This is a genomic window from Neobacillus sp. CF12 (assembly GCF_030348765.1).
In the GTDB taxonomy this organism is placed as follows: Bacteria; Bacillota; Bacilli; order Bacillales; family Cytobacillaceae; genus Neobacillus.
The window spans coordinates 1,289,412-1,305,500 of the sequence record NZ_JAUCEU010000007.1; the positions used below are offsets into that span (position 1 = coordinate 1,289,412).

The window sequence follows — 16,089 nt, forward strand, 5'->3', positions numbered from 1 at the left end:
TAAACCTGATGATATGTAATTAAGCAAATCCATTCTCTTCTAAAAAGCTCGCGCTAATAGTGGATGAATTCTTTCTGTGAACATTGTTTTGACTGCTAGTTAAAAAATGCCCCACATACTTTCCAATCATATCGCATTCTAAATTGACAATATCACCTGAATCTTTAAGTCCAATAATACTTTCTGACAAGGTATGGGGGATGAGTGATAATGTAAACACTTCATCTGTAACACCAAAAACAGTCAGGCTTGTACCGTCTACGGCTATTGATCCTCTTTCAATTACATACCTTAATATTTCCGGTGAGGCTTCAATTTCATAATATATTGCATTTTCAACTTGTTTTTTACTCTTTATTAATCCAGTACCATCAATATGACCGGAAACGAAGTGTCCGCCAAATCTGCCACCGGCTGCCATGGCTCTTTCGAGATTCACTTTGGCGCCACGTTTGAGAGAACGTAAACTAGAAGCTTTTACTGTTTCAGGCATGACATCTACTGTAAACTGCTTACTCGAGAAGCTAGTGACCGTTAAACAAACACCATTAACAGCTATGCTGTCTCCAAGATGGGCATCTTCTAAGATTTTTTTTGCTTCTATTGTAAGTACAAATGATTCGCCACTTTGCTGGATATTCGCTACTACTCCTAATTCTTCAATAATACCGGTAAACATAGCTTTTGTTCTCCTTCCCTATTTTTTGCAAATCCTGCAAAAATTTTTCTTACCTAACACTTTAAAAAAATATAAAAGACCCTGAAGAGATGAAACACTTCAGGGTCCTTAGAAAAGGCAATAGGAAAATAGGGCTTAAAAAAGGGTAGACTTCTCCCCTTGGCTAAACCGAAATTTTTTTTCCTTCTCCCATCCAGACTTTAACTGTCGGCTCTGGATTTTCACCAGATCCACCGCTTAACATTAAGTTAACCGGGTCACGGACTAAGAAGCTTGCGCTCCATCACCGCCGGTTAGGAATTTCACCTGACCCCGAAGGAATATTAAATTAAATGTTAATATCAGTATACATGATACCCGAAATAATAGCGAAAAAAAAGGAGCAGAAGGAAAATTATTCTACTCACAGCCTTCTTAATAGGTAATCTTATAGCTTTTTATCGGAAGATAGAGTTCAAAGTTCGTACTGTTATCGTTATCTTTTAGTACTTCTAGACTTAAGGCATTGCCGTCTAAATCATATCCATACTCCTCCATCCACACTAACATTTCCCTATATGTATTTTCTAATTCTTCCAGACTTCCTTTGTGCGAAGAACAAACATAATTTTTGCGGGGAATGGTAAACCCGACCATACCATCTGGGACATTTTCTACCTTTTCGACTGGAGTCGCAATATAACAGGTAAATTCAGTTTCCCTGCTATGAAATGGCGCTATCAATACTGAATCATTGGTTTGATTAGGTACCTCTCCTAAACGTTCTTTCAACTCATCAAATAAATCTGGAATTTTGCTCATTTGAGCATAAGTGCCACTCCTCGAAATTCCAACAACCTTTATTTCTTCTTTTTCAAGCACTTGTATATTCATAGTAGCCCTCCTCAGTTCTATTCCTAATTCTATTATTCTCAATTTATCCTCTGATTTCCTTTTAATAACTAACAACATCATGAATTCTTTATGACAGTGTTAAGAACTTATTTTCTAAATAGCTGCCGGTTAACAAGCTTTTCCCAAAACTTCCATGGCAGGAGATTCTTAATTAAAATAGTTGTTCTCACCCCACGACCAATTGGATATCTCATCTCGGGATTATCCATGCCTGCAATTCCAGCAATTTTTGTTGCTACTTCCTGTGGATTTCCAAAGTTTTTTTCTCCTCTTGCTAGATAATTTTCTATCCTACTCATATAGTGTTGATATGCAGAATGAGATTGCAATGATTCAACAGCAACCTGTTTACCTGAAGACCAAATGTTTGTTTTATATGAACCTGGCTCGACCAGGACCACCTTCACACCAAATGGCTGCATCTCTAAACGCAGACTCTCACTCCATCCTTCGACCGCATACTTTGAAGCAATGTAAGGCGATAGACCGGGAAACCCAACTTTACCACTAATACTGCTAATATTGATAATACATCCCTGCCCTTGTTTCCTCATCATTGGAAGGAAGGCTTTGGTAACGGCGATGACTCCGAAAACATTTGTTTCAAACTGTTGTCGATACTCTTCCATTGATATTTCTTCAACAAATCCCGCACCTGCATACCCAGCATTATTAATAAGTAAGTCTACTCTCCCAAAATCATCGAGTATTCTTAATTGAAACAGAAGGATTGACTGCTCATTCGTAACATCCAATTCATGAACGATAATCTTGGATTCTACTCCATACTTCCTTGCTTCCTGCAATAGTTCCGAACTTCTGCTGATGTTTCTCATGGCCGCAATAACGGTATACCCCTTTTTAGCTAATTCTACAGTGATCAGTAAACCAAAACCGCTTGACGTACCGGTTACGATCGCTATGTTGTTTTTCATATATGTTTATCTCCCTTCAACTTCAGCAACCGACGTCGAGTCAGAAATAGTGCCATTGTTTATTTGAACTTCGCCGAAAGATAAGTCTTGAAGTTCATTCCATACTTCAGCTTTTTCTTGCTCAGTTTGGACAATAATTTGATCCTGAATAATCTTAAACGGAACAAAAGACATTTCGATGTTGTTATTTTGGATATCCAGATGCAGGATACCCGTTTGAGCTTTATCCCCCTTTATATAATTTGGAAATAGGAAGTTGCCCAGTGAATAAGCAATAGGTTTTCCATTATAATATTCAAATCCTTGAAGGACATGAGGGTGACTGCCAATTACCCCGTCCGCTCCTGAATCAATCATTGTTTTTGCCCACTCCCTTTGAAAAACTTCTGGCGAGCGTTTTGTTTCAACACCCCAGTGAATATAGATAAATAGGAAATCTGCGTCAGACTTTTCTTTTTGAATCGTATGTTGGATTAAATTTAAATCATAGCCATTTGCTAACCCAGGTTTTGTATCGGTTGCCACCCAACTGAAATCAGGAAGAACTCTTGAAAAAGCCAGGACTTTTATCCTTCTTCCTTTAATGTCATAGGTCTTGGCCGCATATGCCTCTTGTTTATTTACTCCCCCACCTATATAGTCGAGTTGGTATTTTTTTAAGTTGGCAATTGTGTCAGTAAAACCGGATTGACCATAATCCAATGAATGGTTATTGGCTAAACTTACAAGCTGAAATCCAGCATTTTTTAAACCAGATAAAGAAATAGGATCCGAACGGAAATTATATTCCTTGGAAACCTTTACTCCTGCTGTGGTAATCGCTGTTTCCAGATTCACAACGCTCAAATCACTAGAAGATAGTTCCTCTTTAATGTGCATGAATGGGTAATCTGGCCCTTTTTGTTTTACTGTCTCCTTTACAGACCAATCCATCATTGCATCACCAGCAAAGGTAACCCGAATCGTTTCCTTTAACTGTTCAGCTTCTGTTTTTCTTGCAGCGGCTTCCCATGATTCTTTAATTTGTATTGGATCTACTTGGAGATAATCCTTAATGGCAATATAACTTTGGTAAAACGAGTCATTTTCCTTATCAATAGGTACGCTCCAGGGCTTAATAAATTTAGAAATAAATTCTCTCGTTAATAAGCCGCCATAATTTCTCGATTTTTCATTTATGTAAATACTTTTAAATTTACTCTCAGTCACTTCTACTGTTATGTATTTCTTCATGATTTCTTCATGGTGCTTATTTACAATGGAAGCAATGTCTGCAATCACCTCCTGTGACTTTTCATAAGCTATTCCTATCGTCGTCACTGCTAACGCAAAAGGCTTTGTATCATAAACAATGGCAACGTCATTATAAATCAAATCTTTTGGTATCATTCCGACCTTATGGGCAATGTTCTTATCAGGAATACCTCGAGGAATAGTAGTATTATAGATTGTATTTTCAAGGTACTTTACTAGTTTCGCACCATTTCGACTTTCATTCGAAAATCGATATACTTCGTTTGCATAGAGAATTAAATCCTCTGCTGAAGTAACATTTTGTCCTCCAGGATAGGTAAACTGTGCTCCTAGGCTTTTCATAAATTGGATAAAATTGTTCTGACCAACTCGTTCCTTTAACATAATAAAAGCAATATTATCACTATGTACCATTGCTTTTTCAATAAGGTCCTCGATGGAATAGCTAGTCCCTATTTTATCGTTTTGAATAATGCCGCTTCATTCATAATAATGATGACTTTTATACGTTAGTTTTTCATTGAGATTGATGTAACCCTGATCTGCCAACTTCATCACATAGAGGGCCAATGGAAGCTTAATCGTACTTGCGGCAGGTACCCTCTTTCCACTATTTAGTGCATATGAAACATCAGTCATCAGATTTTGATAGTGAAGTGTAATTTTCCCTTTAAAAGGGTTTATGTATTCTTCTAACTCTAACTGCAATTCTATTAGATGATCAGCAGGTTCTTGAGCATGAACAGTAAAACTTTGAGAAATAACTATAAAGAAGCTTATTAGAAAAATAATGGTATTTTTCAATGCCTCACTCCCCCCTCATTAATACCAATTAGTTTAATATGGGGAAGTTGAAAAAGGTGTCGAAATTTATGATATATCAATAAATTATCAGAGAATACCAAAAAGGCTGTCCATTTGAACAGCCTTTTGTAAATTTCTCAATCTATTTAACTTCTTGTGGGATGGCTAAACCTAAACCTTCCGCTACTCTTTCACCATACTCTGCATCTGCTTTATAAAAGTGTTGGATTTGACGAAGTTTAATATCATCTCTTTCAACTGGCTTCATTGCACCTACTACAGTTTCAATTAGACGTGAACGCTCTTCCTCAGACATTAAGCGGTATAGGTCACCAGCTTGTGTGTAATGATCATTATAATCATATGCCAAACTTTCTGCTGCACCTGAAACTGGGAAAGCAGTTGTTTTCGCTACAGGTGCCTCCGTTGGACCCCCAAAGCTGTTAGGTTCATAGTAAACTGACCGTCCGCCATTATTGTCAGAACGCATTTGACCATCACGTTGATAGTTATTTACTTCTACTTTTGGACGATTGATTGGAAGCAGATTATGATTTGCCCCTACACGATAGCGATGTGCATCGGAATACGCAAATAAACGTCCTTGTAACATTTTATCTGGAGAAGGCTCAATCCCTGGGACCAATGTACCTGGTGAGAAGGTTGCCTGTTCTACTTCAGCAAAATAGTTCTCAGGGTTACGATTTAAAACCATTTGGCCCACTTCAATTAATGGATAATCCTTGTGTGACCATACTTTGGTTACATCAAATGGATCAAAGCGATAAGTATTTGCGTCGTCTAAAGGCATGATTTGGACATATAGTTTCCATTTAGGGAAGTCGCCTTTTTCAATCGCATTAAATAAATCTTCAGTATGATAATCTGGATTTTCACCAGCTAGCTTAGCTGCTACTTCATTGGCCATATTCTTTACGCCTTGCTCTGTTTTAAAGTGATACTTCACCCAAACGGCTTCGCCTTCTGCATTAACCCATTTGAAGGTATGACTTCCATATCCATTCATGTGTCGAAGTGTTGCCGGAATTCCACGATCACCCATCAGGTATGTCACTTGGTGTAAGGATTCGGGTGATAATGACCAGAAATCCCAAACCGCATTTGGATTTTTCAAATGAGTGCGCGGATCTCTTTTTTGTGTATGAATAAAGTCAGGGAATTTGATCGCATCACTAATAAAGAAAATAGGAGTATTGTTTCCTACTAAATCATAATTCCCTTCTTCTGTATAAAACTTAACGGCAAAGCCTCGTGGGTCACGAACAGTATCAGCTGAACCTAATTCCCCTGCTACAGTTGAGAATCGAATGAACATAGGCGTACCCTTATTAACACCATTAAACAGTTTTGCTTTTGTGTATTTTGACATATCATTGGTCACTTCAAAATAACCATGTGCTCCAGCACCCTTGGCATGAACAACCCTCTCAGGCACGCGTTCACGGTTAAAATGTGCTAACTTCTCTAGTAAATGGACATCCTGGATTAATGTCGGACCACGTGAACCCGCAGTAATTGAATTTTGATTATCTCCTACAGGTGCTCCGTAGCTTGTTGTTATATGATTTTTCTCATTATTCATTTAATCACCTCATAAACTATTTAATTACTAACTTCCCTAATTATAATATAAACTTTATGAAAATCAATATTAATTTATAATAATTATAAAATAATACTTACTATAATCATATTCACCTTCCTCTAAAGTATATTTCTTTTATAAAATTGTTAATTTAAGAAAAAATAGATTATACTGTAGGTATCTCACTACATATTTTTTCAGGAGGATTTCCCTATGACAGAAAACAATCAAACAAACCAAAACGAAGAACCAAAAAAGAAAATGAGTTTACAGGAAGCAATGAAGCAGCAGTTAGCTAATAAGAAAAACAAAGCGGCAGCTGGAAGTAACAATCCAAATAGCCCCCAAAATACAAAAAAAATGAAAAGCCAACAGACAAAAAAGGTGAGTAATACTCGTAGAAAAATGGGTGTTTAATGAACGGACAGAATAGAAAAGACATCACAGCCGGCACTGAGGTTACTATAGTCCTAAAAGAGGATCAAAGAACAGGGAAACTTACAAGGGGTGTCGTAAAAGATATCTTAACGAATTCCAGTTTCCATCCACATGGAATAAAGGTAAGATTAACGGATGGGCAAATTGGCAGAGTGCATGAAATACTAAAACCAAACTAAAAAAACAGACTCATTTGAGTCTGTTTTTGATTTTTAGAAGGTTAATTATGCCTTGCGAACGTTAACCGCTTGGGGACCACGTTGTCCATTTTCGATTTCAAACGTTACTTCTTGACCTTCATCTAATGTTTTGTACCCTTCGCCTTGAATAGCCGAGAAGTGAACGAATACATCATCTCCACCATCACGCTCAATAAATCCAAAACCTTTTTCACCGTTAAACCATTTTACTTTACCATGTTCCATTTTGTAGCTCCTCCTAGCATGTAACAATTACATGAAATTGCAATATAGTCTTGCCCGATTATTATAACCAAGAGAAATTATTTTTAAACAATTTCCTCTTGTATATAAAGTATTTCTCAATTGACTCAATATTATTTCATAAAAAAATAAATATTCCTTTTGTATAATGTTAACGCGTCCGTAGATGATATTACTATATAACCCATTTTCGGATTGCTTTCGCAACACCGTCTTCATTATTTGTAGAAGTAACCCATGCTGCTGCCTTTTTTACCGTTTCTTGAGCATTTCCCATCGCAATGCCTAGACCTGCTGCTTCAATCATTGCCAGATCATTTAGACTATCACCTACGGCCATGACATTTTTCATCTCAATCCCAAGACGCTCACAGACTAATGTCAGTCCTCTTGCTTTATTAATCCCCGCAGGATTGACTTCGATATTCGTCGGGGTCGAGTTACTTAGCTCAAACTCTCCTCTAGCTTGCAGCTCTTTTAAAATTTTATCTCTTGTAGGTTCATCCTTAATGTTAAACCCAAATTTCAGCCATTCTTCTGCATGGATATCCTCTGGCATTTCATCAAACCAGTTCCGATTCGTATTAATAGCCCAAAATCTAACATTATGCTGCTTTGTAAGTTCCAACATCCATTGGATGGAATCAGACTTCACTATATGCCTTTCGATTAATTCCCTTTTATCATCCCATATTTCACTGCCGTTTACCGTTACTAAATACGAGGTTAATGCCAGTGAATCTGCATGGTACTCACACTTCCTCAACGAGCGGCCCGTGCTAAGTACGACATAAACTCCTTTTTCCTGTGCCTCTTTTATTGCCTGGCGGTTTTCTTCTGATATTTCGTGTTGATCATTCAACAGCGTTCCATCCATATCAAGTGCAATTAGTTTAATCTCGTTATCACTTTTGAAATTCTGCATATGTATAACACTCCTTTTTTAACCCATTCTTTATTAGAATAACCAATTTCATTTATCCTCAAAATAGAAAAATCCCCACGTACTTCATAGAGATTTTCCAAAAAATTTATTGCTGGTATTGAACACGATGAAGATTTGCAAAAATTCCGCCTTGTTCAATTAATTCGTCATGACCGCCTTCCTCGGCAATTCCGTCTTCCGTTACGACAATAATACGGTCAGCATTCCGAATGGTTGCAAGTCTATGAGCTATAATCAAGGTTGTTCTGTTTTTTGCCAACTCATTTAGTGCCTCTTGGATGACCATCTCTGTTTCGGTATCGAGCGCAGATGTTGCTTCATCCAGGATAAGTATTGGAGGATTCTTCAAAAACATCCTTGCAATCGCCAGTCTTTGCTTTTGACCGCCTGAAAGTTTTAATCCGCGTTCACCTATTTCTGTTTCGTAGCCTTCTGGTAGTGATTGAATAAATTTCTCAAGGTGCGCACGTTTTGCCGCTTCAATGATTTCCTCATCGGTCGCATTTCGCTTTCCATATGCAATATTCTCTTTAATTGTCCCCGTAAAAAGAAATACATCTTGCTGAACAATACCAATATGGGACCTTAGTGATTTTTTTGTCATGTTACGGATATCGATTCCATCAATTGTAATGCTGCCATTGCTCACCTCATAGAACCTTGGTATCAATGAGCAAATTGTCGTTTTACCTGCTCCTGAAGGTCCAACAAAGGCGACTGTTTCACCAGCACCTATATTCAAATTGATCTTTTCAAGGACAAATTTTTGCTGGTCATAGCTAAAGGCTACATCATTAAAATAAATATTTCCTTTTAAGGAAGCAACCTCTACTGCATCATCCATATCCTTAATCTCTGGTTCGGAGTCGATGATTTCAATAAAGCGTTTAAATCCAGCCATTCCTTTTGGATACAATTCCATAATGGCACTAATTTTATCAATCGGTTTAAATAGAACATTTACATAAAGAACAAAACCGACGAGTTCCCCATAGGAAAGTTGCCCTGTAAAGCTAAGCCACGCACCATAAACAAGGACAACAATGGTAATTAATCTCGTCATCATATAAATTCCTGATAAACTGAAGGACATTATACGATATCCAACAAGTTTTGCATTTCGATATTTTTGATTATTTTTTCGAAATCTTGCAATCTCAAAGTCTTCGTTTGTAAAAGATTGAACTACACGGCTTCCTGATACGCTATCCTCAACCCTTGCATTGACATCCGCAATGCTTGTATACATATGACTCCATGCTTTATTCATTTTTAGATTACAGAAAACCACGAGTACCGCTAACAAAGGGAGAATCAAAACAGCGACAAGTGCTAGTTTCACATTGATCGTCAACATAATCCAGAAAGCACCGATAAAAGTCATCACTGCAATGAATACGTCTTCCGGTCCATGGTGCGCAAGTTCGCCTAGGTCAAATAAGTCGTTGGTTATTCTACTCATAATATGTCCTGTTTTGGTATTGTCAAAAAAGCGGAAGGACTGTTTTTGTACGTGCTCAAAAAGTTCTTGTCTCATGTCTGTTTCGATATTAATACCAAGCTTGTGACCCCAGTAGTTTACAACAAATTGCAAGAAGGTGCTGAGTACATAAACAGTTAACAGCGCCATACTGACAGTCACAATGGTTTGCCAATCTCCTCCTGGCAGCAACTCATCAATAAACCATGATACAGCCAGCGGAAAGGCTAATTCTAACACCGCAACAACCACTGCACTACTAAAATCAAGAATGAAAAGTTTTTTATGCGGTTTGTAATAAGAAAAGAAACGTCGAATCATAGTTGTTCTCCTTTTTAGTTATGTAACAATTGAATTATATGAAAATATTTAGAAAATTACCATCAAAAAAACCACCTGAAAAGACTCAGATGGTAGTATTACACGATATTTAATTAATGATGGTGATGATGTCCACCTTTAGATGGGTTTGTGATTAGCCATTCTTCTTTTGGAACATGGAACATTTGTATCCATACTCCATCTAAAAATTCATCTCGTTTATCGAGAATAAAATCAATATCCTTATCTGTTTTAACTACTTCATCATGCTCTGTTGGAGTATCTAGCATTAAATCATAATGGGCATGGTCGCCATGCATATTGGTAACATAGACTCGAAACAATTTACCTTCTGCTTCTTCCCCTTCCATCATTTTTTTCAATGCTTTCGCGGCATGACGGTTGATTTTGACTTTCATGTTCGTCTCTCCTATTCCATTGGTATTCATATACATTATCCCATTAATAGACAAAAATAGACAATTATTTTATTCGTCTGACTTTAATGCTGATTTTTCTGGAATTAAAAACCTTAACAAATTTGTCACAAATTCTTCAAAAAACGTATATAAACATCACACCTTTGTTGTTAATATTGTGGTACGGGATAATGACACTAATTATGTAATTATTATTAGGTAGTAATTTTTTTAGATGAAACCTCTACCTTAGTTTGTGAATGAATTCACGAACAACCACAATGATAATCAATGAGAGGAGTTATAAAAACATGAACAAAAAAGGTTTTAAAGTGGCTTTATTTTCAGTGTTCTTTACAATCATCACCGTATTGTCTGGATGTGAGCCATTACTTGTCTTGGACCCAAAAGGTCCACAAGCAGAAAGACAGGCAAGTGACATCCTATTATCTATCGGAATCATGTCAGTAATTGTCATTGTCGTTTTCGCTCTACTAATCTATATGTTAGTAAAATATCGTGCTTCTAAACAAAGAGCAGATTATGAACCACCTCATATTGAAGGGAACCTTTGGGTTGAGGTCATTATGGTAGGTATTCCGGTAATAATCGTTGCATTTCTATCTTACGTTTCCGTTCAAAGCAACTATATTGTTGAGGCAAAACCGAAGGGATATGAAGATACAAAGCCATTAGTGGTTTATGCTTCATCCTCTAACTGGAAGTGGCATTTCAGTTATCCAGAAGAAGGAATTGAAACAGTCAATTACCTGTATATTCCAACAGATAGGGCTCTTGAATTTAAACTCTATTCACATGGACCTATAACAAGTTTCTGGATTCCTCAGCTAGGCGGACAAAAGTATGCAATGGCTGACATGGTTACCACCCTGCATTTAGCTGCCGATGTCCCTGGAGAATTCATGGGACGAAATGCAAACTTCTCGGGTAAAGGGTTTGCTGAGAATACATTCAATGTTACCGCCATGTCTCAAGAGGATTTTGATGACTGGGTTAAAGAAGTAAAAGAAACAGCTAAACCGATTACAGAGAAAAAATTCGAGGAATTATTAGAACCAGGTCATCTCGGGCAGCAAACATACACTGGGACTCACCTAGAATTTTCACCTCCGCCAACAGGACATGATCATAGCGAAGAATCATCAGAAACAACTGAAACAGAATCTCACTCAGATTCCCATACGGGACATGAAGGTATGAGTCATTAATAATAAAAATGTAATCTTCCCTTGAAAGGAGATATAAATAAATGGATTTCTTTGATCGATTTGCCGTTCCACATCCTAGTGTTGCGATTTATGCCTCAATGGCTGCCATCGGGCTCACAATTATCGCAGTAATTGCTGGTTTAACCTATTTTAAAAAATGGGGCTACCTATGGCGTGAATGGTTAACAACGGTTGACCACAAACGAATTGGTATCATGTATCTGCTCTCAGCCCTTCTAATGCTTTTCCGAGGTGGGGTTGACGCCATCATGATGCGTGCTCAACTTGCAGTACCAGAAAACACTTTACTTGACGCACAACATTATAATGAAATTTTTACGACACATGGAATTGTAATGATCCTGTTTATGGCAATGCCATTCATTATGTTCTTTATGAACTTTGTTGTTCCATTACAAATTGGAGCACGTGACGTAGCATTCCCACGTTTGAACGCACTAAGTTTTTGGTTATTCTTTATGGGTGCGATGCTATTCAATATTTCATTCGTTGTAGGCGGTTCACCAGACGCAGGCTGGACCTCATACTTTCCGCTTGCCGGTAATGAATTTAGTGAATCTGTCGGTACCAATTATTATATGATTGCGATTCAAATTGCAGGTATTGGTACATTAATGACCGGAATTAACTTCATTACTACTATTCTCAAAATGAGAGCACCTGGAATGACGTTAATGAAAATGCCAATGTTTACATGGTCTGCGTTAATAGCGAATGTCATCATCGTTTTCGCATTCCCAGTCTTAGCAGTGTTACTAGCAATGGGAACCTTGGACCGTCAATTTGGAACCCATTTCTTTACAATGGATAATGGCGGTATGGATATGCTCTGGGCCAATATTTTCTGGGTTTGGGGACATCCTGAAGTCTATATCTTAATCCTGCCAGCGTTTGGTATTTATAGTGAGATTATTTCAACCTTTGCACGCCGTAACCTATACGGATATACTTCTATGGTCGGCTCAATGGTTATTATCTCACTTCTATCGTTCTTAGTATGGGCGCACCATTTCTTTACCATGGGTCAGGGTGCTTTAACAAATAGTATCTTCTCAATTACAACCATGGCGATAGCTGTTCCGACAGGAGTTAAGATCTTTAACTGGCTGCTCACGCTGAGAAAAGGAAAGATCGTTTTTACTACTCCGATGCTTTATAGCATGCTTTTCATTCCGCTATTTACACTAGGTGGAGTAACAGGAGTCATGCTAGCGATGTCTGCTGCTGACTATCAATATCATAATACGATGTTCTTAGTGGCACATTTTCATAATGTTATAATTCCTGGTGTTGTCTATGCAATGCTTGCAGGGCTGCATTATTACTGGCCAAAGATGTTTGGTTTTATGTTGAATGAGAGAATTGGTAAATGGACCGCATGGTTAATGTCTATTGGCTTTATATTGGCGTTCATGCCAATGTATATTTCCGGTTTAGATGGTCAGGCACGCCGTATGTACACATACTCTGAATCTGCTGGATTCGGTCCAATGAACATGGTTTCATTCGTTGGAGCGGCGATAATGGCTATAAGCTTCGTATTAATCGTATACAACATCTACTATAGTACTCGATATGAAACAAGAGATATCAGTAATGATCCTTGGGATGCCCGCACGCTAGAGTGGTCTACACATACTCCAGTACCAGAATATAATTTTGCGATTTTACCAGATGTACGATCCAATGAAGCATTATGGGACGCAAAGAAGAATGGACATGTATTATTTAAAGGTGAATTCGAGAAAATTCACATGCCAAATAATAGCGGTATCCCATTCATCATGAGTTGTATCTTCTTTGTTTGGGGATTCTCCTTTATTTTTAGCTTGTGGATTCCTGTAATCCTTACAACAATAGGAATTTTTGTTTGTATGGCTCTAAGGTCATTTGAACAAGACCATGGACGTTATATCTCTGTTAAAGAAATCGAAGAAACAGAAACAAATTTGCGAGGTGCTTAAAAAATGAAAATAGATAACTCGCTTCCATTAGAATATAGTACCGAAGAAAACAGTTTAAAAATCCTAGGATTTTGGATCTTCCTAGGTGCAGAAATTATGCTTTTCGCTACCCTTTTCGCAACCTATTTTACGTTAGAAAATAGAACTGGAAGTGGTCCAACTGGGGCAGAAATTTTTCAAATCACTCCTGTTCTCTTTGAGACCATTCTACTATTAACAAGCAGCTTTACGGTAGGGTTGGGCATTCATGCAATGCGAATAGGCAATAAAAAAGCAATGATTGCATTCTTCTCTACAACACTTCTTCTCGGTCTTGCCTTCTTAGGAGTGGAGATCTTTGAATTTGTTACGTATGTACATGAAGGAGCAACTTTACAAACTAGTGCCTTTACTGCAGCTCTTTTAACAACCCTTGGAACACACGGAGCACACGTTACACTTGGATTTTTCTGGGGATTGTTCATTATTCTCCAGGTCAAAAAACGTGGATTAACTCCACAAACAACCAATAAAGCATTTATCTTTTCGCTTTATTGGCATTTCCTAGATGTTGTTTGGATTTTCATTTTCAGCTTCATCTATTTGAAAGGAATGATGTAATATGAGCCAATTATTCCCGATGAAACAAGTACTTGGTTTTGTATTCTCTTTACTCCTTACAACCATTGCTTTAGCTGTTTATTTCCTTGATTTGTCCTTTGCAGCAGGAATGACCATTCTGCTTGTTACAGCTTTCATTCAAGCCGGACTTCAATTAGTTGTTTTCATGCATGCTGGTGAGACGAAGGATAAAGGCGCTATCTACACAAATGTATTTTACGGACTTATCATTGCCCTCGTTACGGTTTTCGGAACCTTACTCGCGATGATTTGGGATATGTAAATGAAGAAAGGAGTACCTTTATGATAAAGGTGCTCCTTTTTTTGGTTTAATTGGAACAACTTTGGTTCCAATATATGATTTCTCTAACATTTCTTCTGTTACAACCAAAAAGACACCAATTAGAAAAATAAATACCGCGCCAACAGATGTTCCAATTCCGATTGGTACCAAAATGTTGTAATCGGTTACAATTAGACCTGCAATAAATGCCATTATTCCAATTGATAGAACAGTTAGACCGACATATGTTATCACATTTAGAAATTTCTCCCTACTCTTCATAACAACGTATCCCCTTTCTATATAATATTAATTATTAACCGTGTTCACAAAATTGTCAAACTTTTTTTATAAAATTACTCCGTTGTTCTTGACATTTTTAATTCATAAAAAAGCAACTCCTCAATTAAAAGGAATTGCTCGTTCACGTTTCTTTTTCTTTACTAATAAAAACCTTCTTGGCTTCAATAAATAAAATATGATGTCCATGAATTTCCTTTACGGTGAAGATGAAACCATCCTCTTCTATTTTGTCTCCCTTTTTAGCATCAAAGTTACGAGTTAGAAACCAACCGCCTATTGTATCCATTTCTTCATCAGATAAATGAGTACCTAGCAAATCATTCACTTCATTAACCAAAACTTTTGCATTAAAACAATAATGATCTGTTCCTAGTTTACGAATATCTGCCACTTCATCTGTGTCATACTCATCACGGATTTCTCCGACAATTTCCTCTAATATATCCTCAACAGTCACCAAACCAGAAGTCCCTCCGTATTCATCAAGCAGAATCGCCATATGTGACCGTTCCTTTTGCATTTTTACCAATAAGTCATGAATAGGTATCGATTCAATGACGCGAATGACTGGTTTTAACATTCTTTCTAATGTGGTATCTTTTAGGATTTCTTCTTTCGTAATCTGTTCCGTTAATATTTCTTTAATATTAATGAGTCCGATAATATTGTCCTTATCGCCATCTTCGACAACAGGATAACGTGTATATTTTTCTCTTTTGATAACTTCCCTAACGGTTTCAATGCTATCATTCATATCCAACGTAACCATTTCTGTTCTTGGAACCATAATTTCTTTTGCAATTCTTTCATCAAATTCAAAAATATTGTTAACGTACTCAAGTTCGCTTTTGTTAATTTCTCCACTTTCATAGCTTTCTGACAATAAAATACGCAGTTCTTCCTCGGAAAGTCCTAATTCATTTTCAGATACCGCTTTGAACCCAAACCAACCAACTAGTACACGAGCAGAATTATTTAATACCCAAATGAATGGATACATGATTCTATAAAACCATATCAATGGCTTTGATGTCGCAAGTGTAATTTGTTCAGCCCTTTGAATCGCCACCGTTTTAGGAGCCAACTCTCCAATCACAACATGTAAAAACGTAACGGAAGCAAATGCCAAACCAAATGATAAAATATGTGAAATTGCCTCATTTAACTCCAACCTCTTGAATAATGGAAATAATAAGCTCTCAACTGTAGGTTCTCCCAGCCATCCAAGACCTAGAGCGGTAACCGTTATTCCAAGTTGGCAGGCTGATAAATATTCATCCAAATGGGTTGTCACATGTTTTGCTGCTTCTGCCCCTTTTTTGCCTTCTGCGATTAACTGTTCTATTCTTGACCCCCTAACCTTCACGATTGCAAATTCGGTTGCAACGAAAAAACCTGTTAGTGCAATTAATAATGCAATTAAAATGAGATTTATTATTGTCAATATAGACCTTACTGGTGTAAGGCTTA

At 37.3% G+C, this 16,089-nt stretch carries 17 protein-coding genes, 1 pseudogene and 1 riboswitch; of the genes and pseudogenes, 6 read left to right on the top strand and 12 right to left on the bottom strand.

Annotation, left to right across the window (positions count from 1 at the left end; translation table 11 throughout):
* Positions 1–19: 19 nt before the first annotated feature.
* The 6 genes and pseudogenes from ribE to katA all read right to left on the bottom strand — a co-directional run bounded on the left by ribE (position 20) and on the right by katA (position 6,169).
* On the bottom strand, positions 20–679 hold the full coding sequence (ribE, locus tag QUG14_RS06480; RefSeq protein WP_289339704.1) for a riboflavin synthase: 660 nt from the start codon (positions 677–679) through the stop codon (positions 20–22).
* 177 nt (positions 680–856) lie between these two features.
* A riboswitch (FMN riboswitch) is annotated at positions 857–1,003 on the bottom strand.
* Positions 1,004–1,093: 90 nt separating this feature from the next.
* Entirely contained in the window at positions 1,094–1,552 is a 459-nt protein-coding gene (locus QUG14_RS06485) for a GyrI-like domain-containing protein (protein ID WP_289339705.1), read from the bottom strand.
* Between the two features lie 107 nt (positions 1,553–1,659).
* Entirely contained in the window at positions 1,660–2,508 is an 849-nt protein-coding gene (locus QUG14_RS06490) for an oxidoreductase (RefSeq protein ID WP_289339706.1), read from the bottom strand.
* A gap of 6 nt (positions 2,509–2,514) precedes the next feature.
* On the bottom strand, positions 2,515–3,741 hold the full coding sequence (locus QUG14_RS06495; RefSeq protein ID WP_289344084.1) for a CapA family protein: 1,227 nt from the start codon (positions 3,739–3,741) through the stop codon (positions 2,515–2,517).
* Positions 3,742–3,831: 90 nt separating this feature from the next.
* Positions 3,832–4,566 (bottom strand): annotated as a pseudogene (locus QUG14_RS06500) (serine hydrolase); the annotation flags it as partial.
* A gap of 142 nt (positions 4,567–4,708) precedes the next feature.
* The gene (gene katA, locus QUG14_RS06505) at positions 4,709–6,169 is read right to left on the bottom strand and encodes a catalase KatA (RefSeq protein ID WP_289339707.1); all 1,461 of its coding nucleotides are present in this window, start codon (positions 6,167–6,169) and stop codon (positions 4,709–4,711) included.
* Positions 6,170–6,385: 216 nt separating this feature from the next.
* Between katA and QUG14_RS06510 the strand changes: the two genes are divergently transcribed.
* Positions 6,386–6,589, top strand: coding sequence for a hypothetical protein (locus QUG14_RS06510; protein ID WP_289339708.1), 204 nt, complete (start codon positions 6,386–6,388; stop codon positions 6,587–6,589).
* Entirely contained in the window at positions 6,589–6,789 is a 201-nt protein-coding gene (locus QUG14_RS06515) for a YwbE family protein (RefSeq protein ID WP_289339709.1), read from the top strand. The genes QUG14_RS06510 and QUG14_RS06515 overlap by 1 nt, the downstream gene beginning before the upstream one ends.
* 45 nt (positions 6,790–6,834) lie before the next feature.
* Here QUG14_RS06515 and QUG14_RS06520 read toward each other — a convergent pair whose 3' ends face one another.
* From QUG14_RS06520 to QUG14_RS06535, 4 genes are all read right to left on the bottom strand, one after another.
* On the bottom strand, positions 6,835–7,035 hold the full coding sequence (locus QUG14_RS06520) for a cold-shock protein (protein ID WP_045515670.1): 201 nt from the start codon (positions 7,033–7,035) through the stop codon (positions 6,835–6,837).
* 193 nt (positions 7,036–7,228) lie between these two features.
* Positions 7,229–7,978, bottom strand: a complete 750-nt coding sequence (locus tag QUG14_RS06525) for a Cof-type HAD-IIB family hydrolase (protein WP_289339710.1) — start codon at positions 7,976–7,978, stop codon at positions 7,229–7,231.
* Between the two features lie 106 nt (positions 7,979–8,084).
* The gene (locus QUG14_RS06530) at positions 8,085–9,800 is read right to left on the bottom strand and encodes an ABC transporter ATP-binding protein (protein ID WP_289339711.1); all 1,716 of its coding nucleotides are present in this window, start codon (positions 9,798–9,800) and stop codon (positions 8,085–8,087) included.
* 113 nt (positions 9,801–9,913) lie between these two features.
* Positions 9,914–10,219, bottom strand: a complete 306-nt coding sequence (locus QUG14_RS06535) for an iron-sulfur cluster assembly accessory protein (protein ID WP_289339712.1) — start codon at positions 10,217–10,219, stop codon at positions 9,914–9,916.
* Positions 10,220–10,530: 311 nt separating this feature from the next.
* Between QUG14_RS06535 and qoxA the strand changes: the two genes are divergently transcribed.
* From qoxA to qoxD, 4 genes are read left to right on the top strand one after another with little or no spacing between them, the layout of a single operon-like run.
* Complete coding sequence (qoxA, locus tag QUG14_RS06540; RefSeq protein ID WP_289339713.1) at positions 10,531–11,448, top strand: cytochrome aa3 quinol oxidase subunit II; 918 nt, start codon at positions 10,531–10,533, stop codon at positions 11,446–11,448.
* Between the two features lie 41 nt (positions 11,449–11,489).
* Positions 11,490–13,433 carry a cytochrome aa3 quinol oxidase subunit I gene (gene qoxB / locus QUG14_RS06545; protein WP_289339714.1) on the top strand — a complete coding sequence of 648 codons (1,944 nt, stop codon included), beginning with the start codon at positions 11,490–11,492 and terminating at the stop codon, positions 13,431–13,433.
* A 3-nt stretch (positions 13,434–13,436) separates the two neighbouring features.
* The gene (qoxC, locus tag QUG14_RS06550) at positions 13,437–14,033 is read left to right on the top strand and encodes a cytochrome aa3 quinol oxidase subunit III (protein WP_289339715.1); all 597 of its coding nucleotides are present in this window, start codon (positions 13,437–13,439) and stop codon (positions 14,031–14,033) included.
* Between the two features lies 1 nt (position 14,034).
* A complete protein-coding gene (gene qoxD, locus QUG14_RS06555) occupies positions 14,035–14,316 on the top strand; it encodes a cytochrome aa3 quinol oxidase subunit IV (RefSeq protein WP_289339716.1) in 282 nt (93 codons plus the stop codon).
* A gap of 18 nt (positions 14,317–14,334) precedes the next feature.
* Here the strand turns inward: qoxD and QUG14_RS06560 are convergent, their stop codons facing one another.
* Both QUG14_RS06560 and QUG14_RS06565 read right to left on the bottom strand, forming a co-directional pair.
* On the bottom strand, positions 14,335–14,598 hold the full coding sequence (locus tag QUG14_RS06560; protein ID WP_289339717.1) for a hypothetical protein: 264 nt from the start codon (positions 14,596–14,598) through the stop codon (positions 14,335–14,337).
* 142 nt (positions 14,599–14,740) lie between these two features.
* Positions 14,741–16,063, bottom strand: coding sequence for a hemolysin family protein (locus tag QUG14_RS06565; RefSeq protein WP_289339718.1), 1,323 nt, complete (start codon positions 16,061–16,063; stop codon positions 14,741–14,743).
* Positions 16,064–16,089: the final 26 nt, after the last annotated feature.

Excerpts from the sequence above, each read along its gene's own strand:
- QUG14_RS06560 (WP_289339717.1), bottom strand. The coding sequence starts at position 14,598 with ATGAAGAGTAGGGAGAAATTTCTAAATGTGATAACATATGTCGGTCTA.
- QUG14_RS06490 (WP_289339706.1), bottom strand. The coding sequence starts at position 2,508 with ATGAAAAACAACATAGCGATCGTAACCGGTACGTCAAGCGGTTTTGGT.
- QUG14_RS06520 (WP_045515670.1), bottom strand. The coding sequence starts at position 7,035 with ATGGAACATGGTAAAGTAAAATGGTTTAACGGTGAAAAAGGTTTTGGA.
- qoxD (WP_289339716.1), top strand. The coding sequence starts at position 14,035 with ATGAGCCAATTATTCCCGATGAAACAAGTACTTGGTTTTGTATTCTCT.
- QUG14_RS06485 (WP_289339705.1), bottom strand. The coding sequence starts at position 1,552 with ATGAATATACAAGTGCTTGAAAAAGAAGAAATAAAGGTTGTTGGAATT.
- qoxA (WP_289339713.1), top strand. The coding sequence starts at position 10,531 with ATGAACAAAAAAGGTTTTAAAGTGGCTTTATTTTCAGTGTTCTTTACA.
- QUG14_RS06530 (WP_289339711.1), bottom strand. The coding sequence starts at position 9,800 with ATGATTCGACGTTTCTTTTCTTATTACAAACCGCATAAAAAACTTTTC.
- katA (WP_289339707.1), bottom strand. The coding sequence starts at position 6,169 with ATGAATAATGAGAAAAATCATATAACAACAAGCTACGGAGCACCTGTA.
- QUG14_RS06495 (WP_289344084.1), bottom strand. The coding sequence starts at position 3,741 with ATGAAGAAATACATAACAGTAGAAGTGACTGAGAGTAAATTTAAAAGT.
- qoxC (WP_289339715.1), top strand. The coding sequence starts at position 13,437 with ATGAAAATAGATAACTCGCTTCCATTAGAATATAGTACCGAAGAAAAC.
- QUG14_RS06515 (WP_289339709.1), top strand. The coding sequence starts at position 6,589 with ATGAACGGACAGAATAGAAAAGACATCACAGCCGGCACTGAGGTTACT.
- qoxB (WP_289339714.1), top strand. The coding sequence starts at position 11,490 with ATGGATTTCTTTGATCGATTTGCCGTTCCACATCCTAGTGTTGCGATT.
- QUG14_RS06525 (WP_289339710.1), bottom strand. The coding sequence starts at position 7,978 with ATGCAGAATTTCAAAAGTGATAACGAGATTAAACTAATTGCACTTGAT.
- QUG14_RS06535 (WP_289339712.1), bottom strand. The coding sequence starts at position 10,219 with ATGAAAGTCAAAATCAACCGTCATGCCGCGAAAGCATTGAAAAAAATG.
- QUG14_RS06510 (WP_289339708.1), top strand. The coding sequence starts at position 6,386 with ATGACAGAAAACAATCAAACAAACCAAAACGAAGAACCAAAAAAGAAA.
- ribE (WP_289339704.1), bottom strand. The coding sequence starts at position 679 with ATGTTTACCGGTATTATTGAAGAATTAGGAGTAGTAGCGAATATCCAG.